This window comes from Caulobacter sp. GW821-FHT10F06, assembly GCF_058809215.1.
In genome coordinates this window covers 143434-163220 of the sequence record NZ_JBXASK010000008.1, presented here as the reverse complement: position 1 = coordinate 163220, position 19787 = coordinate 143434, and the positions used below count along the sequence as shown (strand labels likewise).

Below are 19787 nucleotides of genomic sequence, written 5' to 3'. Positions count from 1 at the left end.
TCAGCAACTGACCTGGACGGTCTTTCGTTCGCCGCGATCATCGCATAAGACCAGAGACAAGATGAACGGCGAAACCGGCAAAATCGTACGTCTCGGCGTGCTTATGGGTTTCACGGCCTTGGCCGTGGCCGGCTGCGCGACGCCGTTCTCCGCCGCGCAGGTCGATCCCAGCTCGCCGGTGGCCGGGCAGACCCGGGCCGCCGCCCATCAGCACGGCCGCCGCCCGACCTTCGCCGACATCCCGGAAATCCCGACCGACGTCCGCGCGCCGGGCGCCTATCGCGCCGCCGTGACCGCCCAGCAGGCCGCCGCCGACAAGCTGCGCCGCGACGCCGCGCCCGAGACGTTCAAGTTGAACGATACCGAAGGCTACGCCGCCAAGACCCGCGCCGCGGGCAAGGCTCCGGACTTCGGCGCGCCGACCGAAGCCGATCGCGCGGACACCGAGGCCTTCGCAAAGGCGGCGCGTGGCCGAGCTAGCGCGCCTTCGTCGCAGCCTAAATAGGCCGGCGAAGGCATAATCTTCCTTGAACTGGCTTGGCGCGACCCCGCTCGGGGTCTATCCATGCCCGACTTTCGCTCCCGACGCGCCGGAGCGGCGCACAGAGCCCCAAATGAGCACCGATTTTCATCGTATCCGCCGACTGCCTCCGTACGTTTTCGAGGAGGTCAACAAGATCAAGGCGCGCCTGCGCGCCGAGGGCACCGACATCATCGACTTCGGCATGGGCAATCCCGACATGCCGACGCCCAAGCACATCGTCGACAAGCTGATCGAGACCGCCCGCGACCCCAAGGCTGGCCGCTATTCGGCGTCCAAGGGCATTCCGGGCCTGCGTCGCGCCATGGCCGGCTATTACGATCGCCGCTTCGGCGTGAAGCTGAACCCCGACACCGAGGTGATCTCGACCCTGGGCTCCAAGGAAGGCTTCGCCAACCTGGCCCAGGCCCTGACCGCGCCGGGCGACGTGATCATCTGCCCGAACCCGGCCTATCCGATCCACGCCTTCGGCTTCATCATGGCCGGCGGCGTCATCCGCCACGTGCCGGCCCTGAGCCCGGAGGACTATCTGTCCAACATCAGCCGCGCGGTGAAGCACTCGGTGCCGCCGCCCAGCGTGCTGATCCTGTCCTATCCCTCCAACCCGACCGCCCAGTCGGTGGACCTGGAGTTCTACAAGGACGCCGTGGCGCTCGCGAAGAAGCACGACCTGCTGGTGATCAGCGACGTGGCCTATGGCGAGATCTATTTCGAGAACAATCCGCCGCCGTCGATCCTGCAGGTCGATGGCGCCAAGGACATCGCCGTCGAGGTCAACTCGCTGTCCAAGACCTACGCCATGGCCGGCTGGCGGGTGGGCATGGTGGTCGGCAACGCCCGCATCTGCGCCGCCCTGGCGCGCGTGAAGTCCTATCTGGACTACGGCGCCTATACCCCCGTGCAGGTGGCCGCCGCCGCGGCGCTGAACGGGCCTCAGGACTGCGTCGACGAGATCCGCGGCATCTATAAGAGCCGCCGCGACACCCTGGTGTCGTCGATGGCGCGTGCCGGCTGGGACATCCCCAATCCGCCCGCCTCGATGTTCGCCTGGGCCAAGATCCCCGAGGCCTATCGCGAAGCCGGCTCGATGGTGTTCTCCAAACTGCTGATCGAGGAGGCCGGCGTCGCCGTGGCTCCGGGCGTCGGCTTTGGCGAATATGGCGAGGGCTATGTCCGCATCGGCCTGGTCGAAAACGAACACCGCATCCGCCAGGCCGCGCGCAACGTGAAGAAGTTCATCACGAACGCCGACACCATCCTGGCCAAGCACCACAATTCGATGGAGCCGGTCTAATCGACCGCTCCAAACTGGACTTTAGAGACGGAGCGCCGCGGGAGCGGCGTTCCGGTCCCGCGATAGGATTCGAAGATGACGAAGAAAACCTGGCGAGTCGGCGTCGCGGGACTTGGCACGGTCGGCGGCGGTCTGCTGCAGTTCCTGGCCGATCGCCCCAACTTCGCCCCGGCCGGCGACAGCGCCGTCGTCACCGCCGTCTCGGCGCGTTCCAAGTCGCGGCCGCGCACGGTCGACATCTCGGGCCTCGCCTGGTTCGACGATCCGGTGGCCCTGGCCGCCTCGCCGGACATTGACCTCTTCGTCGAGCTGGTCGGCGGTTCGGACGGCCCGGCCAAGGCCGCCGTCGAGACCGCGCTGAAGGCCGGCAAGCCGGTCGTCACTGCCAACAAGGCCCTGATCGCCGAGCACGGCGCCGAACTGGCCGCCCTGGCGGAATCGCAAGGCGTGCCGCTGCTGTTCGAAGCCGCCGTCATGGGCGGCGTACCGGCCGTGAAGATGATGCGCGAGGCCCTGGTCGGCGACGACATCGACTCCGTCGCCGGCATCCTCAACGGCACCTGCAACTTCATCCTCAGCGAGATGGAGAAGACCGGCCGCTCGTTCGCCGACGTGCTGCGCGAGGCCCAGGCCCTGGGCTACGCCGAGGCCGATCCGACCATGGACGTCGGCGGCTTCGACGCCGGTCACAAGATCAGCATCCTGGCGGCCCTGGCCTTCGGCTGCGCCCCCAACTTCGCCGCCGCCGAGATCGAGGGCATCTCGAACGTCGAGCTGCTGGACATCAAGCTGGCCAAGGACCTGGGCTACCGGATCAAGCTGGTGGCCTCGGCCTCGCGCACCGCCGACGGCGTGGCCGTGAAGGTGCACCCGTCGCTGGCCCCGCTGGAGCATCCGCTGGCCCAGGCCGGCGGCGCGCTCAACGCGCTGTTCATCGAAGGTCGCCGCGTGGGCCGCATCTTCGTGCAGGGACCGGGCGCCGGCGCGGGTCCGACCGCTGCCGCCGTGGCCGCCGACATCGCCGACGTGATGACCGGCGCGGTGCGTCCGGTGTTCCAGGCCCCGGCCGGCGACCTGAAGCCCTTCATCGCCGTCGATCCCAGCCGCACGGTGGGCAAGGCCTATCTGCGGATCATGGTGCGCGACGAGCCGGGCGCCATCGCCGCCATCTCCGAGACCCTGGCCGAATGCGGGGTGTCGATCGACAGCTTCCTGCAGAAGCCCGTCGAAGGGGCGGGCGGGGTGCCGATCGTGCTTGTTACGCACGCCACACCCGAATCCAATCTCCTGGATGCGATTACACGCATCGAAAAATTGCGCGCCGTGTTAGAGCGTCCCCGCCTTTTGCGCGTCGCGCGCATCTGAGAGCCGCGCGAAGCGGCCGGGATTAGGCCTCGACAGGCTGGGAGACGTTGATGAGTTCGAAGACCCTGGACCGCTCGCTGGTCCTGGACGCGGTTCGCGTGACCGAAGCCGCCGCCATCGCGTCCTGGACCATGGTCGGTCGCGGCGACGAGAAGGCCGCCGACCAGGCCGCCGTCGACGCAATGCGCAACGCGCTCAACGAGCTGACCATCGACGGCGAGATCGTCATCGGCGAGGGCGAGCGCGACGAAGCCCCAATGCTCTATATCGGCGAGAAGGTCGGCACGGGCAAAGGCCCGGCGATCGACATCGCGCTGGACCCCCTGGAAGGCACCACCCTGGCCGCCAAGGCCATGCCCAACGCCCTGGCCGTGATGGCCTGGGCCCCCAAGGGCACGCTGCTCAACGCGCCCGACACCTATATGGACAAGATCGCCTGTGGGCCCGGCCTGCCGGTCGGCGTCATCGATCTGGACAAGTCTCCCGCCGACAACATCAAGGCCATCGCCGCCGCCAAGGGCGTCGAGACCTCACAGATCACCGTCTGCGTGCTGGACCGTCCGCGCCACGCCGAGATCATCGCCAGCATCCGCTCGGTCGGCGCGCGGCTCTATCTGATCACCGATGGCGACGTGGCTGGCGTGATCAGCACCACCGATCCCTCGACCGGCATCGACCTCTATGTCGGCTCCGGCGGCGCGCCCGAGGGCGTGCTGGCCTGCGCGGCGCTGAAGTGCGTCGGCGGCCAGTTTCAGGGCCGGCTGCTGTTCCGCAACAGCGACGAGAAATCCCGCGCCGCCAAGTGGGGCATCACCGAGCTCGACAAGAAGTACGACCTGCACGACATCGTTCGCGCCGACGCCATCTTCGCGGCCACCGGCGTGACCTGGGGCAACCTGCTGGAAGGCGTCGTCTACAAGAACGGCTTCGTGCACACCCACACCTTGGTGATGAATTCTTCGACCGGCACGGTCCGTGAAGTCCGGATGAAGCGCCGGGTGTAGGATCGTCACACGCCAGCGGCTAAGGTCACGGCGAATCCCTGCAGCCTCCGGAACACCGCATGACCGCTCTGATTGATCTCGCCGGACACCTGGCCGCCGAGCAGACGCCCGACGAGACGGTCAAGGACGTCGTCGCGGTCATCGCCCAGGCCTGTGTCCAGATCAGCAGGGTCGTGGCCTCCGGCGCCATCTCGGGCAGCCTGGGCGCGGCGGGACAGGTCAACGTCCAGGACGAAGAGCAGAAGAAGCTCGACATCATCACCAACGACATCCTGCGCGACGCGCTGAAGGCCTGCCCGGCGGTGGCGGGCCTGGCGTCCGAGGAGCTGGAAGAGATCGAGACCACCGGCCGGACCGGCGGCTTCCTGGTGACCTTCGATCCGCTGGACGGCTCCAGCAATATCGACGTCAATGTCTCGGTGGGGACGATCTTCTCGATCCTGCCCGCGCCGACCGGCCACGAACCGACCGAAGCCGATTTCCTGCTGCCGGGCCGCCAGCAGGTCGCCGCCGGCTATGTGGTCTATGGTCCCCAGACCATGCTGGTCCTGACCCTGGCCAAGGGCGTCTACGGCTTCACGATGGACGCCGATGGCCGCTGGCTGCGGACCCACGAGACGGTGGCGATCAGCGCCGACACCGCCGAGTTCGCGATCAACATGTCCAACCAGCGCCACTGGGCGCCGCCCGTGCGCGCCTATATCGACGGTTGCCTGGCCGGCAAGACCGGTCCGCGGGGCAAGAACTTCAACATGCGCTGGGTGGCCTCGATGGTCGCCGACGTCCACCGCATCCTGATGCGCGGCGGTATCTTCATGTACCCGTGGGACGCCCGCGAGCCCGACAAGCCCGGCAAGCTGCGCCTGCTTTACGAAGCCAACCCGATGTCGCTGATCGTCGAGCGCGCGGGCGGCAAGTCCACCGACGGCGCGAGCGCGATCCTCGACCTGCAGCCGACCAAGCTGCACCAGCGGGTGCCGGTGGTGCTGGGCTCGGCCAACGAGGTCGACCAGGTGGCGACGCTGAGCGCGGGCTGAAGGCGCCCTCTGGCGACCGATCCTGACGTCGGCGCGGCGCATGGAGCGAATCCCCGGAAAGGGATAGACTCGTCCGATGCTTACCGCCGCCGCCCTTGGGGTTTTCTAGCATGGCCGCCGATGGCCACGTTCCGCTCACGCCCGAGGCCTTCCTGGGCGTCGGGCGATCGCTGAGCGGCCGGGCCTGGCGCGAGCGCGCGGCCGATCCGGCCATCGTGCGCGGCCACCAGCAGTCCCACGGCCTGTCCGAGCCCTTGGCCCGGGCCCTGGCCTCGCGCGGCGTGGGCCTGGACGACGCCGACCACTATCTGCGTCCGACCCTGAAGGCCCTGTTTCCCGATCCGTCCAGCTTCACCGACATGGATCGGGCCGCCGAGATCCTGATCGACGCGCTGGAAAACGGCCGCTCGATCATGGTGTTCGCCGACTATGACGTCGACGGCGCCACCAGCGCCGCCCAGTTGGTGCGCTGGTTCCGGCACATGGGCGTGGAGTTGCCGATCTACATCCCCGACCGCCTGACCGAGGGCTACGGCCCCAGCCCGGCGGCGTTCAAGACCATCCGCGACACTGGCGCTGACCTCGTCGTCACCCTGGACTGCGGCGCGGCCGCCTATGACGCCATCGCCAGCGCGACGACCATCGGGCTGGAGGTGGTGGTCATCGACCACCACATGATGCGCGAGGACCCGCCGGCCGCCGCCGCCGTGGTCAATCCCAATCGCCCGGGCTGCCAGAGCGGACAGGGCGTGTTGGCCGCCGCCGGCGTCACCTTCGTGCTGCTGGCGGCGCTGAATCGCGAGGCCCGCAAGCGCGGCCTGTTCAATGACGACCGCAAGGAACCCGATCTTCGCCAGTGGCTGGATCTGGTGGCCATGGGCGAGGTCTGCGACGTCACCCAGCTGGTCGGCTTCAACCGCGCCCTGACGACGCTTGGTCTGCGCACCATGTCCAGCTGGGGCAATCCCGGCTTGAAGGCCCTGTTCGAGGTCGGCAAGGGTTCCGGACCGGCGTCTGTCTTCCATGCCGGCTTCATCCTGGGGCCGCGCATCAACGCCGGTGGGCGCATCGGTCGCTCCGACCTCGGCGCGCGCCTTCTGTCCACGGACGATCCGATCGAGGCTCAGGCGCTGGCCGAGGAGCTGGACGCCCTCAACACCGAGCGCAAGGCCGTCGAGGCCGGCGTGGTCGAGGAGGCCGCCGCCGTGCTGGAGCGCGGCAGCAACTTCAATCCCGACGCCCCGGTAATCGTGGTCGCCGGCGAGGACTGGCATCCCGGCGTTATCGGCATCGTGGCAGGGCGCCTGCGCGAGCGCTACCGCAAGCCGGTGGTGGTGATCGGCATCGACCGCGCCGCCAATGTCGGCAAGGGCTCGGGCCGCTCGCAGCCGGGCGTCAATCTGGGCCGCGCCATACAGGCTGCGTTCGAGGAGGGTCTGCTGATGGCGGGGGGAGGGCACGCCATGGCGGCCGGGCTCTCCATCCGTCCCGAGATGATTCCCGAGCTTCGCGCCTTCCTGGAGGAGCGCCTGGCGGGCGAGATGGAGGCCGTGGGGCCCGAGGCGGTCGAGATCGACGCCCTGGTCCAGCCGCGGGGCGCGGATCGCGCGCTTTACGAGGACTTCCAGCGCCTGGCGCCGTTCGGCCCTGGCAATCCCGAGCCGATGTTCGCCCTGACCGGCGTGCGGCCCGACCGTGTAATGGCGCTGAAGGGCGGGCATGTGCGCATGGATCTGGTCGGTCCGACAGGCGAGCGCCTGAAGGCCATCTCGTGGCGCAGCGCCGAAACCGATCTGGGGCGTCGGCTGCTGTCGGGCGGCGGCGCGCTGCATGTCGCCGGCAAGCTGAAACCCGACGATTACATGGGCCGCAACGGCGTTCAGCTCGAGATCGAGGACGCCGCCGATCCCCGCGACTTCTCGCGCCGGGACTAGGCTGGACCACGCCGGATCGCCCTTGGCGCTCCGCATGTGGATGAGCTGAAAAAATGCCCGACGGCGGCTTGCGTGTCCCAAAGGGCGCGGCTATACACCCGCTTCCTCGCGGGGCCGTGGTCCCTTCGTCTATCGGTTAGGACGCCAGATTTTCATTCTGGAGAGAGGGGTTCGACTCCCCTAGGGACTACCACCCGCGAGGTCTTCAATTCGACTACCCGACGATGTCACCGTCCCGGACGGCGATGTGGTCCCTTCGTCTATCGGTTAGGACGCCAGATTTTCATTCTGGAGAGAGGGGTTCGACTCCCCTAGGGACTACCACCTTCGCGCTTCGCCGCCATCTGCGGCTGTATTTCAGAATTGTTTCCAACTTGACACCGCGACGAAATGTCGCGGCGGGCCAAAACGCGTGCATTTGACGCGAATTCGCCATTGACGGCTCTCCTTACGCGAGAACAGTGTTATTCTTGTGGCGCTCTCCCCGTTGGGCTGATGGGGGGAGCCAGAGGGGTGGGATGTCTGGTTACGATTTCGAGAGCGCGGGGGCGCATGAAGACCTCGTGCGCATCAGCGGGCGCGTCAAATGGTTCGACGCTGGCAAGGGTTACGGGTTCATCGTTCCTGACGACCCCGGCCAGACCGGCCTCAAGGACGTGCTTCTTCATGTGACGTCGCTGCGCAATTGCGGGCGAGAGACGGCGCTGGAAGGCGCCGTGATCGTCTGCGACGTGGTGCGTCGGCCCAAGGGATGGCAGGTCAGCGAAGTCGTCGATCTCGACGAAAGCTCCGCGCCCTCGCCGTTGGAGCGCCCCAGGCGCAGCTTCGCCGAACCCGGCCCGCGCCGGGACCGCGAAGGCTTCGCCAGCGGCTTCCGATCGGGGATGGACAGCGGCGGCGCTCGCCAGGCGTTGACGCCCGAAGGGCCCGCCGAGCACGCCAAGGTCAAGTGGTTCAACCGCACGAAGGGCTATGGCTTCGTGGTTCGGGACGCCGAACCCGGGGACATCTTCGTCCATATCGAGACCCTGCGTCGCGGCGGGCTGGAGGATCTCCAGCCGGGTGACGACGTGCTCGTGCGGTTCGCCAAGGGACCCAAGGGCCTGGTCGTCGCCGAGATCTCACCCGGCGAATCCTGACGGCCCGTCGGAGCGGTCTTTCCGTCGTCACCCGCAGCGCGCTAGGCTGTTCGCGGTCCCGCGCCTCACGCTCGGGTTCCGGTGAAAGCGGAGACCGCGTGTGGCGATGATCGGCGGAATTCAGCGGCGAGCGCTCCTGGCCGTCTTGCTGGCGGGCGGACTGTTCGCCGGCGATGGCGCCCGAGCCGCGCCTCCGGCCAGGCTGGAGCCGCTCGAGATCGTCACAGGCAAGGGCAGGGCGAAGTTCCAGGTCGAGATCGCCGCCACGCCGGCCCAGCAGAAGCGCGGGCTGATGTTCCGCAAAGCGCTGGCGCCCGATCGCGGCATGCTCTTCACCTACGCCAAGCCGCAGCCGGCCGCGTTCTGGATGAAGAACACCCTTATCCCGCTCGACATCCTCTACATCTCGGCCGATGGCCGGGTGCTGTCGATCGCCCGCAACGCCCGGCCGCACGACGAGACGCCTCTGGCCTCGGGCGGTCCCATCCTGGGCGTGCTCGAGATCGCCGGCGGCCGCGCGGCCCAGTTGGGCGTCCTGCCGGGCGACCGCGTCCTGCATCGGATTTTCCCGAAAGGCTGATCGTTCGTCGCCCGCCGCCGGTTCGTGTTTGATCCCGACGGCGAACCCTTGTAGAGCACCCGCCTGCCGGTGTTTCGGAGCGTAGCGCAGTCTGGTAGCGCGCCTGGTTTGGGACCAGGATGTCGCAGGTTCAAATCCTGCCGCTCCGACCATCGGCCCAAGATCAAGAGAGAGATGCTCATGCTGGCTCGCATCTATCGCCCCGCCAAGACCGCCATGCAGTCCGGCAAGGCCAAGACCAAGGACTGGGTGCTGGAATTCGAGCCGGCCTCGGCGCGCCGTTCCGATCCGCTGATGGGCTGGACCCAGTCGAGCGACATGAACGGCCAGGTGCGTCTGACCTTCGAGACCAAGGAAGAGGCCGTCGCCTACGCCCAGACCAATGGCCTGGCGTTTCAGCTGTTCGAGCCCAAGACCCCCAAGCGCGTTCTCAAGGCCTACGCCGACAACTTCGCCGCTGGCCGCCGCCAACCCTGGACCCACTAGGGTCCAGGCCGCAGACTTCCCCGGTCCGCGCCCTTAGCTCAGCTGGATAGAGCACTCGCCTTCTAAGCGAGCGGTCGCTGGTTCGAATCCAGCAGGGCGCGCCAGGAAATTATCCTTTTAAATCAATCAATTAACTCAATAGTTGCGAAGTCGGCGGTTGCGAGCGGCGCCGCTCCTTTGTTGGTCGTGTGGCGACAACTCTTCTCATCGACAGTTCCGATCGTCGCGCGTCCGCCTAGTCTCTGACGCTGCCCACGACGGCGAAGCGGACGGAGCGCCCTGTGATCACCTTAGTCTTCTGGCTGCTGGCCGCGGGCATGTTGGCCGCCGCTGTCGCTTCCGGCGTTCTACGTCTTTGGCTGCTGACCGCCGTCGTCGTCGCGCTGTGCTGGGACAACGCTATCGTCGCGGCCGGGTCGATGATCGGCGCCGGGGAGCTGCTGCGGGGTCTTTCCGTGCCGCGCTATGTCGCCCACGCGGTGCTCACGCCGCTGCTGATCCCGATCGTGTTCGGCATCGCCGATCTGCGCCGCCGGGCCTGGGTGTGGGCGCTGACGGGCGTGCTGATCGCCGTCGGGATCTATTCCGAGATCATCCACCTGAAGCTGGAGCTGCGGGAATATGCGGGCACGTTGCGCTACGCCAACGCGGCGGCCGGGCCGCCCGTGCCGGCCATCCTGACGGTCTTGGTGCTGATCGGCGTCGGCGCGCTCCTGTGGCGACGCGAGGGCTGGCCGTGGCTGTGCCTCGGCGCCTTGGCGATGTTCGGCGCGGCGGGCTCGGGCGTCTTCTGGCTGGGCAACGCCGGCGAACTGGTGCTGATCGGCTCGGTGCTGTTGACCGCCGTGTTACGGGCTCGTCGCGCCTGACGGCCTTCAGGCCGCGACCAGATCCAGTCTCGGCAGGCGAATGATGACCTTCAGGCCGCCGCCCGGCAGATTGGCCAGCGTCGCGTCGCCGCCCGCGCGGGCGGCGAGCGCCTTGACGATCGACAGACCAAGACCGCTTCCGAGGCCTTCGCTGTGCGGCCCGCGCGAGAACCGCTCGAAGGGGCGGCGGGTCAGGCCGTCCGGCAGCCCCGGACCATCGTCTTCGACCGCCAGGATCGCGGCGTCCGGCTGCAGGTCGATCTCGACGACGACCGTGGGACCGCCGTAACGCAGGGCGTTATCGATTAGGTTCTCGAGGATTTGTTCGACGAGCGCGCCGGTCAGGGCCACGCGGACCTCATCCGTAGCGGACCTCAGCGTCAGCGACTTCCCGGCCGCCGTGGCGCGGTCCCGACAGCGGGCCACAAGGCTGGCGGCGCAGGCGGCGAGGTCGGACTCCTGGCGGCCGTCGGCCTCGGCCGCTTCGGCGCGGGCCAGGGCCAGGAGCTGCTCGATCAGGCGCTGGAGGCGGTCGACGGCTTCCAGAGCATCGACCAGGGATTCGCGGTCGGCGGCCGGACGTTTGCCGCGCGCCAGCAGGGTCAGGTGGGTCTTGAGGATCGCCAACGGCGTGCGGATCTGGTGCGAGGCGTCGGCCGTGAAGCGGCGTACGCCGTCGACCGAGCGTTCCAGCTGGCCCAGCAGGGTGTTGAAGGCCACGACGACCGACTGCAGCTCGCGCGGCACGTCGTCGACCGCGACGGGGGTGAAGTCCGGATCGCGGGCGTCGGAGCGTTCCGACAGGCGGCGGCGCAGGCCCTGCAGCGGGCGCAGGCTCCAGCGGGCGGCGGGCCAGATCAGCAGCGCCACCAGGCCGATCAGGCCGGCCTCGATCAGGCCGACGGTGGTCATCAGCGTGCCTCGCACGGCGGTGCGGGACTCCATGGTCTGGGCCACGGAGATGATGACCGGCGCGGCGGCTCCGGGCGCCCGCAAGGCCTCGGCCGACTGGCGCACCTGGCGGCCCTGGTAGGTGAGGGTGCGGAACACCGGTCCGCGCGTGGCGATGGCCTCGCGGTCGAAGTCGGGCAGGTCGGCATAGCCGGTCAGGGTGCGCCCCGACTGCCGGACGCTGTAGAACACGCTGTCGCGCTGGGGGCTGTCGAGCAGGCCGAAGGCCCACGGCGGCAGGTCGACGCGCACCTGACCGTTCTCGACCGTGACGGACTCGGCGATGGCGCGCACCGAGCCGCCCAGCAGACGGTCGGAGGTGTAGTCGACCACCCGGCGGGTCACCCAGGCGTCGCCGATCCCGATCAGGGCGGCCGAGACGATCAGCGGAATCACCAGCGCCAGCAGCAGCCGGACGGTCAGCGACCGGAAGCGGATCATGGAACCTGCAGCACGTAACCCTGGCCGCGCAGGGTCAGGATCTTGGGACCGTTCGGCTCGAGCTTGCGGCGGACCCGGCCGACATAGACGTCCAGCGCGTTGGGGCCGGCTTCGTCGTCATGGCCGAAGATCTCGCCCGTCAGTCGGCGGCGCGAGACCACCTTGCCGGCGTTGGCGGCCAGCACCAGCAGCACGGTGTGCTCGCGGCGGCGCAGCTCCAGGTCGCGGCCGTCGACATAGGCCCGGGCGCCGTTGCGATCGACGGTCAGGGAGCCGACGGTCAGGACGGGGGAGGGGTCTCCGCCCCGACGGCGGGCCAGGGCGCGGATGCGCGCGGCCAGCTCTTCCAGCTCGAACGGCTTGAGCATGTAGTCGTCGGCGCCCAGGTCCAGGCCGCCGACCTTGTCCTTCAACGTGTCGCGCGCGGTCAGGATCAGCAGCGGCGTGCGGTTGCCGGCGCGTCGCAACCGGACCAGCACTTCCAGACCGCTGATGTCGGGCAGGCCCAGATCCAGGACGATGACGGAATAGGGCTCGGCCAGTTGCTCCAGCGCCGTCTCGCCGTCGGTGACCCAGTCGACGGTGAACTGCTCGGACCGCAGGAAGGCGACCACGCCCCGGCCCAGAGCCTTGTCGTCTTCGACGAAGAGAAGCCTCATGTCTGTCTGGCTCCCCGGCTGGACGACTCCGCCCTATCATGCAAGTTCGCCGGCAGGGAACAAGGCGGCCTCCATGCTTCGACGACAGCTGATGCTCGCGCCGCTCGCCGGTCTGGTCGCCGGATGCGCGCCTGGCGGGCCCTTCGACGCCCAGGCCTGGTCGCGCCGCGGCCTGCGGAAGGCGGCGGCCCGCGAGGGGGCGCTGACCATCTACGCCAACACCGGCGACATGGAGATCAGCCCCGTCCTGGCCGCGTTCCAGCGCGCCAATCCGGCGGTGCGGGTCTCGTTCCTGCGGCAGAATTCCGCCGAACTCTACGCCCGATACCTGACCGAGAGCGCCGCCGGCGCGTCCACGGCCGATCTCGTCTGGAGTTCGGCGATGGATCTGCAGATCAAGTTGATCAACGACGGCTACGCCCAGACCTTCGTCGCACCCGACAAGGCGATGCTGCCGCCGTGGACGGTTTGGAAGAACCAGGGCTATGGCGTCACCGCCGAGCCCATTGTCTTCGTCCACGACCGGCGCCGATTGCCCGAAAGTCAGGCGCCGCGCAGTCACGCCGAGCTGCGTCAGGCCCTGGAGAGCGGCCGGCTGAAGGGCTCGATCGGCACCTTCAACCCGGCCCGGTCCGGCGTGGGCTTCCTCTATTATTCGCAGGACCGACAGGCTTCCGCCGACACCCTGGCCTTGAACCGGGCGATCGGCGCGAGCCGGCCGCGGCTCTACGAGTCCACGGCCACCCTGCTGGAGGGCGTCAGCCGGGGCGACACCGTGCTGGGCTACAACGTCATCGGCTCCTATGCGCTGGAGGAGCAACGCAAGAACCCGAACCTGCGCGTGATCTTTCCCAGCGACTACACGCTGGTGATGTCGCGCATCGCCTTCGTGTCGGCCAAGGCGCGGCATCCCAACGCCGCCAAGCTGTTCCTGGACTTCATGCTGTCGCCGGAGGGCCAGGCCCTGCTGGCCCGCACCAGCCTGACTCCGGTGCGGACGGACCTGGGCGGCGCGGGCGTGCCGGGCCCGGACCCTTCGATCGCCCGGCCGATCGAGGTGGGCCCTTCGCTGCTGGCCAATCTCGACCAGATGCGGCGCGAGCGCATGGTGCAGGACTGGCGCGCCGCGATCGGACCCGATCACACCGACGACTATCGCCGGGTCCGCGACAACATCGTGACAGGTAACCGACCCTAGCCTCCGAATGAGCGGTGGAAAGCCGCGCAACTTAGCCGCCGGCGGTCGCCGACGGCCAGGAGGGGGATCTCCGTTGAAAAAGCTGTCCGCTATCTATTTGAGCGCTTCGGTTCTGGCTCTTCTCGCGGGGACCTCGGGTCACGCCATCGCTCAAATCGCGCCCGCCGCGCCGTCGGCCGGCGCGTCGGACGTGGCGACTGTCGACACCATCATCGTCACGGGCTCCAAGACCCGCCGCAAGGACGCCGACTCGGTCGGCGAGCTGACCAGCATCACCGAGGAAGACCTGCAGCGGGCAGCGGTGTCCTCGGTCGGCGAGCTGTTGCAGAAGCTGCCCAGCGCCGGCGTCAGCTACAATTCCAACGGCACCCAGGGCACGTCGTACGGCGGCAGCTCGATCAGCCTGCGCTACCTGGCCAACTCGGACGGCGCGGCCGACCGCACCCTGGTTCTGGTCGACGGCCACCGCTGGGTGGACGGCGTGGGCGCGCGCGGCATCCGCGACTTCGTCGACCTCAACACGATTCCGATCGGCATGATCGGCAGCATGGAGGTGCTGCAGGACGGCGCCTCGGCCATCTACGGCGCCGACGCCATCGCCGGCGTCGTCAACCTGAAGACCCGCAGCAACCTGCAAGGCCTGAACGTCGAGACCAAGTACGGCGTCTCCTCGCGTGGCGACGGCGAATCCTGGAGCCTGGTGACCAACTGGGGCCATCGCTTCGAGCGCGGCTCGGTGATGGTGTCGGCCACCTATGTCACCGATGATCCGGTCGAGACCAAGGACCGCGACCTGACCCAGGTGTCGCTGACCGCCGGGCCCGCCAACCTTAGCGCCGCGCCGTCCAGCCCGCGCGGGCTCTACATCCTGCCGGGCTTGTCGACGACGGCCTCGCCCCTGACCCAGAATGTCGGCGTCACCGTCGCGACGGGGCTGGCCAGTTACCACCGCGCCGCCCTGCCGGACGACTACTACAACACCATGGCGCAGGGCGTTTACGCTGTGGGCCCCAGCGAGCGCTACGGCCTCTTCGCCCGCGTCGACCAGGACCTGACCGACCACGTCAAGCTGACGCTGGACGCGATGTTCAATCGCCGCAACTCGCAGCAGGTGTTCTCGCCGACCAACCTGTCGATCGGCGGCACGGCCGGCACCTATCGCGGCTTCGCCATCGCCGCCAACCAGCAATACAACCCCTTCGGCGTCGGCTTCGCGGCCAATCAGGCCTGGAACATCCAGATCTTCACGCCGCAGGTCGGAAACCGGATCAGCAACCAGCAGGTCGACACCTATCGGGTCTCGGGCGAGCTGGCTGGAGACGTCGATCTCTTCGCCCGGTCGTGGAACTGGTCGCTGTTCGGTTCGGCCGCCGAGAACCGGATGAAGTTCTCCTCGCCCGGCGGCATCGACCTGGAGCACCTGGCCCTGGCGCTCTCCAGCCCCTCGGTCTGCGCGGCTCAGGCCGGCTGCATCCCGGTCAACATCTTTGGACAGATGACGCCCGAGCAGGCCGCCTACATCAATTCGACGGCGCGCGAGACCAACGCCACCAAGCTCTATGACCTGACCTTCGACGTGAACGGCACGCTGATGGAGCTCCCGGGCGGGCCGCTGGCCATGGCCTTCGGCTTCGAGTGGCGCAAGAACGTCGGCGAGGACCATCCCGACGCCTATGTGAACACCGTCTCGACCGGTTCGGGCGCGCTGCCGCTGCCGGCCACGACCGTGACGACGACCAACGTCATGCGCACGCCGACCGCCAACGGCTCCTACACTGTCAAGGAAGCGTTCCTGGAGTTCACGGCGCCGATCCTGTCGGACCTGCCGTTCGCCAAGAAGCTCGAGGTGGATGTCGCCACCCGCTATTCGGACTACGACACCGCCGGCTCGAAGTTCACCTCGAAGGTGGGCGTCGGCTACCGTCCGGTGGAAGGCCTGCTGCTGCGGGGCACCTGGTCGCAAGGATTCCGGGCGCCGTCGCTGATCGAGCTCTATACCGGTTCGCGGCAGTCGAACCTGGCCGGCAGCAACACCGATCCCTGCAACGGCGGCGCGGCGGCCCATCCCACCCTGCCGGGCTGCGCGGGCGTGCCTTCGACCTATAACCAGAGTTCCTACAACGGCGGCCTGTTGCCGCTGACGGTGTCGGGCAACGGCAAGCTGGAGCCGGAGACGGCCGAGACCTGGAGCTACGGCCTCGCCGTGCAGCCCAATTGGGTTCCGGGCCTGAGCGTCACGCTGGACGGCTACAAGGTGACGATCAAGAACGCGATCTCGACCCCGTCGGTCGCCAACGCGCTGCAGCTGTGCGCCGCCCAGGCGGGGACCTATTGCGACGCCCTGACCCGCGACGCGACGACGGGCCAGGTGCTCAACTTCAGTTCCTCGTTCCTGAACCTCAACCAGATCCAGACGCAGGGTTACGACGTGGCGGTTCGCTATCATGTCGCCAGCGACTTCGGGATCTGGGATGCGACGGTCTCGGGCACGCACCTGGACAGCTTCGACGTCACCTCGCCCAACCCGACGGGCGGCGCGCCGCTGGTCACCCATGCGGCCGGCACCTCGACCGGCGGCACCACGCCGGCGACGGCGCGGGCCACCTATCCGCGCTGGAAGGGCCTGGCTTCGCTGCGCTGGTCGAACGATGACTGGGCGGTGATGTGGCGCGGCCGCTATATCGGCTCGACCCTGGACGGCGCCGCGCCGGCCCTGCCGACCACGCCCGTGAAGGGCAATCGCGTCGCGTCGATCGTCTACAACGACCTGCAGCTGGATCGCCGGTTCGAGGACGCCCGCACCAACGTCACGCTGGGGATCAACAACCTCTTCGACAAGGCCCCGCCGATCTCATACGCCAACGCCCCGATCAACTTCGACATCTACACCTACGATGTGATGGGACGTTACTTCTACGTCCGCGTCGGCAAGTCGTTCTAAGCGTCGAGGCGAGCGTCCATGTCGAATTCCCCGATGACCCGCCGCGCCTTCGGGCGCGCGGCGGCCCTGCTTGGGCTGTTGGGATCCACACGGGCGCTCGCCGCGCCCAAACCGAGCGAGCCCTACGACATCGTGCTGGAGAGCAATGTCGGCGTGAAGACCCGCGACGGCGTGCGGTTGGCCACCGACATCTACAGACCGGCGCGCGGCGGGAAGCCCGTCGCCGGTCGGTTCCCGGTGATCATGGAGCGCACGCCCTATGGGCGGAACGTCACCAGTTTCCGGGACATTACGGCGACCAACAAGATCCCGATCAGCCGGGCCGAGGTGGCCAAGGTCTATGTGTCCCAAGGCTATGTGGTGATCTTCCAGGACTGCCGGGGCCGCTATGGCTCGGAAGGCGAGTTCATCAAGTATCTGAGCGAAGGCGCGGACGGCTACGACACCTGCGCCTGGATCGTCGAGCAGCCGTGGAGCGACGGCAGGATCGGGACCATGGGGCTGTCCTACGCGGCCCACACCCAGGTGGCCCTGGGCTGCCTGAACCCGCCGGGCTTGAAGGCGCTTTTCGTGGACTGTGGCGGTTTCTCCAACGCCTATCAGGGCGGCATCCGTCAGGGCGGAGCCTTTGAGCTCAAGCAGGTGACCTGGGCCTATAATCTGGGCCTGGAAAGCCAGGCGGCGCAGAACAATCCACGCCTGCTGGCGGCGCTGAAGACCGTCGACCTCAAGGCCTGGTTCGCCAGCATGCCGTGGAAGCGCGGTCATACGCCGATCAGCCGGATCCCCGACTACGAGGCCTATGTCTACGAGCAGTGGGAGCACGGCGAGTTCGACGGCTTCTGGAAGCAGCCGGGCATCTACGCGGCCGGCTACTACGACACCTTCGCCAAGGCCGACATGGTCCACATGTCCGGCTGGTACGATCCCTATTCGCGCACGGCGACCGACAACTATCTGGGCCTGGCCAAGGCTGGACGCTCGGTGCGGCTTATCATGGGGCCCTGGACCCATGGGGGGCGCTCGACCAGCTATTCGGGCGACGTCGAGTTCGGGCCGGCCTCGACGATCGACGCCGACGGCGGCGCCGACTTTTTCGCCCAGCGCCTGAAATGGTACGACCGCCATCTGAAGGGACTGCCGGCGACCGGCCCGGCTGAGCCGGCGGTGCGCCTGTTCGTCATGGGCGGCGGCGACGGCCGCAAGACGGCCCAAGGCCGGCTGAACCACGGCGGCGCCTGGCGCAGCGAGACGGCCTGGCCGATCCCCGAACAGCGCCTGACGCCGTTCTATATCGACGCATCGGGCGCCTTGGCCAAGAGCCCGCCGGCAGCCGACGGCGCGGCGCTGAGCTATGACTTCGATCCCGATGATCCCGTGCCGACCATCGGCGGGGCGGTGACGTCGGGCGAGCCGCTGATGCGCGGCGGCGGCTTCGACCAGCGCGAAACGCCCGATCTCTACGGCGCTCGCGCGCCCTATCTGCCTCTGGAGGCCAGGCCGGATGTGCTGGTTTTCCAGACCGAGCCGCTGGTCGAGGACGTCGAGGTCACTGGGGTCATCGAGGCCACGCTCTGGATCGCGTCGGACGCCAAGGACACCGACTTCACGATCAAGCTGATCGATCTTTACCCGCCGAGCGAGGACTATCCGGCCGGTTACGCTCTGAACCTGACCGAAGGAATCCTGCGCTGCCGCTATCGGGCGTCGTGGGAGACGCCGACCCTGATGACGCCGGGCGAGGTCTATCCGATCAAGATCGAGGCCTTCCCGACCTCGAACCTGTTCAAGCGCGGCCACCGCATCCGGCTGGACATCTCGTCCAGCAATTTCCCGCACTTCGACGTCAATCCCAACACCGGCGCGCCGGAGGGCAAGGGCCTGACCCGGCAGGTCGCGCGCAACACCGTCTTCGCTGACGCCGCCCGGCCTTCGCACGTGACATTGCCGATCATCCCGAGGCGCGCATGAGCGAGCCTGTCAAAGCCGTCGAGAACCAGGACGTCGCCAGGCCCAGCTCGGCCCTGGCCTGGTGGTGGAGCCTGATGGACTTCAGGATCGGCATCGCGCCGCTGCCGGTGGTGCTGATCGTCCTGGCGCTGGCCGCGACCTATGTCGCCCTGGGCAAGGCGCCGTCCGACATCCTGACCAATATCGCCATCCTGACCACGGGCGGCTTCCTGTGCGCGGAGATCGGCAAGCGCATTCCGGGCCTGCGCAGCCTGGGCTTCGCGGCGATCTTCGCCACCTTCATTCCGTCCTATCTGGAATATGCCGGCCTGCTGCCCCAGGTGCTGGTGACCTCGATCTCGGAGTTCACCGAAAGCTCGAACTTTCTCTACCTGTTCATCGCCTCGATCGTAGTGGGCAGCATCTTGGGCATGGATCGCCGCTCGCTGATCCAGGGCTTCGGCAAGATCTTCATCCCGCTGGCGCTGGGCTCGATCGTCGCTTTCGTCGTCGGCTGCTCCACGGGCGTGATGCTGGGTCTGGGCTTTGAGCACACCCTGTTCAAGATCGTCGCGCCGATCATGGCAGGCGGGGTGGGCGAGGGAGCGATCCCGCTGTCGGTCGGCTACGCCCACATCTCCGGCCAGCCACAGGGCGAGGTGTTCGCCGAGGTGCTGCCGCCGATCATGCTGGGCAGCCTGACGGCCATCGTCCTGTCCGGAGGGCTCAACTTCCTGGGCCGCCGCTATCCACACCTGACCGGCGAGGGCCGTCTGCAGGTCGGCGAGGCGGACGTGCCGTTGAGCGGCCATGATGCGGTGAAGGTGACGCCGACGCCCCAGACCGTGGGGGCGGCTATCCTGATGGTGGTCACGCTGTATCTGGTGGGCGCCCTGACCCAGACGCTGCTGCACTGGCCGGGTCCCGTGGTGATGCTGGGTCTGGCGGTGGTGATCAAGCTGTGTCGCCTGGCGCCGCCGGCCTTGGAGCAGGGGGCCTACGCCAACTACCAGTTCTTCTCGACCTGCGTGACCTATCCGCTGCTGTTCGCGATCGGCGTGGCCAAGACGCCATGGGAGAAGCTGATCTCGGCCTTCAACCTGCCGACCCTGGTGACGATCTTCGCCACCGTGGTCTCGCTGATGGCGACGGGGTTCCTGACCGCGCGCTTCGTGCGCCTGCATCCGATCGAGGCGGCCATCGTCAACGCCACCCATTCGGGACAGGGCGGCACGGGCGACGTGGCGATCCTCACCGCCGCCAACCGCATGCAGCTGATGCCCTTCGCCCAGATCGCCACCCGGATCGGCGGGGCGATCACCGTCACCCTGATCCTGATCGCCTTCGCGCGTTGCGCATAGCGCGGGCAGACGTCGTCATCCGCCTTCGGACCAGATC

General features: G+C 68.0%; 16 protein-coding genes and 4 tRNA genes. 18 read left to right on the top strand and 2 right to left on the bottom strand.

Annotated features, from left to right (window positions below; all coding sequences use genetic code 11):
* Positions 1-61: 61 nt before the first annotated feature.
* The 14 genes from AC1RUS_RS18070 to AC1RUS_RS18005 all read left to right on the top strand — a co-directional run bounded on the left by AC1RUS_RS18070 (position 62) and on the right by AC1RUS_RS18005 (position 10249).
* A complete protein-coding gene (locus AC1RUS_RS18070; protein WP_492917990.1) occupies positions 62-505 on the top strand; it encodes a hypothetical protein in 444 nt (147 codons plus the stop codon).
* Between the two features lie 109 nt (positions 506-614).
* Entirely contained in the window at positions 615-1835 is a 1221-nt protein-coding gene (locus AC1RUS_RS18065; RefSeq protein ID WP_492917989.1) for an LL-diaminopimelate aminotransferase, read from the top strand.
* A 75-nt stretch (positions 1836-1910) separates the two neighbouring features.
* Complete coding sequence (locus AC1RUS_RS18060; RefSeq protein WP_492917988.1) at positions 1911-3200, top strand: homoserine dehydrogenase; 1290 nt, start codon at positions 1911-1913, stop codon at positions 3198-3200.
* 50 nt (positions 3201-3250) lie between these two features.
* On the top strand, positions 3251-4204 hold the full coding sequence (gene glpX / locus AC1RUS_RS18055; RefSeq protein ID WP_492917987.1) for a class II fructose-bisphosphatase: 954 nt from the start codon (positions 3251-3253) through the stop codon (positions 4202-4204).
* Between the two features lie 59 nt (positions 4205-4263).
* Positions 4264-5241, top strand: coding sequence for a class 1 fructose-bisphosphatase (locus AC1RUS_RS18050; protein ID WP_492917986.1), 978 nt, complete (start codon positions 4264-4266; stop codon positions 5239-5241).
* 110 nt (positions 5242-5351) lie between these two features.
* Entirely contained in the window at positions 5352-7175 is a 1824-nt protein-coding gene (recJ, locus tag AC1RUS_RS18045) for a single-stranded-DNA-specific exonuclease RecJ (RefSeq protein ID WP_492917985.1), read from the top strand.
* A gap of 118 nt (positions 7176-7293) precedes the next feature.
* Positions 7294-7368: transfer RNA gene (locus AC1RUS_RS18040), tRNA-Glu, on the top strand.
* 56 nt (positions 7369-7424) lie between these two features.
* Positions 7425-7499 (top strand) — tRNA-Glu (locus AC1RUS_RS18035).
* Between the two features lie 194 nt (positions 7500-7693).
* Positions 7694-8314 carry a stationary phase survival cold shock domain protein CspD gene (gene cspD / locus AC1RUS_RS18030; RefSeq protein WP_492917984.1) on the top strand — a complete coding sequence of 207 codons (621 nt, stop codon included), beginning with the start codon at positions 7694-7696 and terminating at the stop codon, positions 8312-8314.
* 106 nt (positions 8315-8420) lie between these two features.
* Positions 8421-8894 carry a DUF192 domain-containing protein gene (locus AC1RUS_RS18025; RefSeq protein ID WP_492918118.1) on the top strand — a complete coding sequence of 158 codons (474 nt, stop codon included), beginning with the start codon at positions 8421-8423 and terminating at the stop codon, positions 8892-8894.
* Positions 8895-8969: 75 nt separating this feature from the next.
* Positions 8970-9046 (top strand) — tRNA-Pro (locus AC1RUS_RS18020).
* A gap of 28 nt (positions 9047-9074) precedes the next feature.
* Positions 9075-9380: an ETC complex I subunit gene (locus tag AC1RUS_RS18015; protein WP_492917983.1), complete on the top strand. Its 306-nt coding sequence runs from the start codon at positions 9075-9077 to the stop codon at positions 9378-9380.
* A 27-nt stretch (positions 9381-9407) separates the two neighbouring features.
* A tRNA-Arg gene (locus tag AC1RUS_RS18010) sits at positions 9408-9484 on the top strand.
* A gap of 177 nt (positions 9485-9661) precedes the next feature.
* Positions 9662-10249: a hypothetical protein gene (locus AC1RUS_RS18005; protein WP_492917982.1), complete on the top strand. Its 588-nt coding sequence runs from the start codon at positions 9662-9664 to the stop codon at positions 10247-10249.
* Between the two features lie 6 nt (positions 10250-10255).
* Here AC1RUS_RS18005 and AC1RUS_RS18000 read toward each other — a convergent pair whose 3' ends face one another.
* Positions 10256-11641, bottom strand: coding sequence for a sensor histidine kinase (locus AC1RUS_RS18000; RefSeq protein WP_492917981.1), 1386 nt, complete (start codon positions 11639-11641; stop codon positions 10256-10258).
* Complete coding sequence (locus AC1RUS_RS17995; protein ID WP_492917980.1) at positions 11638-12300, bottom strand: response regulator transcription factor; 663 nt, start codon at positions 12298-12300, stop codon at positions 11638-11640. Before AC1RUS_RS17995 ends, AC1RUS_RS18000 begins: the two co-directional genes overlap by 4 nt.
* Positions 12301-12373: 73 nt before the next feature.
* Between AC1RUS_RS17995 and AC1RUS_RS17990 the strand changes: the two genes are divergently transcribed.
* The 4 genes from AC1RUS_RS17990 (at position 12374) to AC1RUS_RS17975 (ending at position 19750) form a co-directional block, all read left to right on the top strand.
* On the top strand, positions 12374-13498 hold the full coding sequence (locus AC1RUS_RS17990) for an ABC transporter substrate-binding protein (RefSeq protein ID WP_492917979.1): 1125 nt from the start codon (positions 12374-12376) through the stop codon (positions 13496-13498).
* A 97-nt stretch (positions 13499-13595) separates the two neighbouring features.
* Positions 13596-16439: a TonB-dependent receptor domain-containing protein gene (locus AC1RUS_RS17985; protein WP_492917978.1), complete on the top strand. Its 2844-nt coding sequence runs from the start codon at positions 13596-13598 to the stop codon at positions 16437-16439.
* 18 nt (positions 16440-16457) lie between these two features.
* Positions 16458-18410 (top strand): CocE/NonD family hydrolase, encoded by a 1953-nt coding sequence (locus AC1RUS_RS17980; protein WP_492917977.1) that lies wholly within the window; start codon positions 16458-16460, stop codon positions 18408-18410.
* Complete coding sequence (locus AC1RUS_RS17975) at positions 18407-19750, top strand: 2-hydroxycarboxylate transporter family protein (protein WP_492917976.1); 1344 nt, start codon at positions 18407-18409, stop codon at positions 19748-19750. The genes AC1RUS_RS17980 and AC1RUS_RS17975 overlap by 4 nt, the downstream gene beginning before the upstream one ends.
* Positions 19751-19787 lie beyond the last annotated feature (37 nt).

Excerpts from the sequence above, each read along its gene's own strand:
- AC1RUS_RS17975 (WP_492917976.1), top strand. The coding sequence starts at position 18,407 with ATGAGCGAGCCTGTCAAAGCCGTCGAGAACCAGGACGTCGCCAGGCCC.
- AC1RUS_RS18060 (WP_492917988.1), top strand. The coding sequence starts at position 1,911 with ATGACGAAGAAAACCTGGCGAGTCGGCGTCGCGGGACTTGGCACGGTC.
- cspD (WP_492917984.1), top strand. The coding sequence starts at position 7,694 with ATGTCTGGTTACGATTTCGAGAGCGCGGGGGCGCATGAAGACCTCGTG.
- AC1RUS_RS18000 (WP_492917981.1), bottom strand. The coding sequence starts at position 11,641 with ATGATCCGCTTCCGGTCGCTGACCGTCCGGCTGCTGCTGGCGCTGGTG.
- recJ (WP_492917985.1), top strand. The coding sequence starts at position 5,352 with ATGGCCGCCGATGGCCACGTTCCGCTCACGCCCGAGGCCTTCCTGGGC.
- AC1RUS_RS17995 (WP_492917980.1), bottom strand. The coding sequence starts at position 12,300 with ATGAGGCTTCTCTTCGTCGAAGACGACAAGGCTCTGGGCCGGGGCGTG.
- AC1RUS_RS18070 (WP_492917990.1), top strand. The coding sequence starts at position 62 with ATGAACGGCGAAACCGGCAAAATCGTACGTCTCGGCGTGCTTATGGGT.
- AC1RUS_RS18065 (WP_492917989.1), top strand. The coding sequence starts at position 615 with ATGAGCACCGATTTTCATCGTATCCGCCGACTGCCTCCGTACGTTTTC.
- AC1RUS_RS18015 (WP_492917983.1), top strand. The coding sequence starts at position 9,075 with ATGCTGGCTCGCATCTATCGCCCCGCCAAGACCGCCATGCAGTCCGGC.
- AC1RUS_RS18025 (WP_492918118.1), top strand. The coding sequence starts at position 8,421 with ATGATCGGCGGAATTCAGCGGCGAGCGCTCCTGGCCGTCTTGCTGGCG.
- AC1RUS_RS18050 (WP_492917986.1), top strand. The coding sequence starts at position 4,264 with ATGACCGCTCTGATTGATCTCGCCGGACACCTGGCCGCCGAGCAGACG.
- AC1RUS_RS17980 (WP_492917977.1), top strand. The coding sequence starts at position 16,458 with ATGTCGAATTCCCCGATGACCCGCCGCGCCTTCGGGCGCGCGGCGGCC.
- glpX (WP_492917987.1), top strand. The coding sequence starts at position 3,251 with ATGAGTTCGAAGACCCTGGACCGCTCGCTGGTCCTGGACGCGGTTCGC.
- AC1RUS_RS17990 (WP_492917979.1), top strand. The coding sequence starts at position 12,374 with ATGCTTCGACGACAGCTGATGCTCGCGCCGCTCGCCGGTCTGGTCGCC.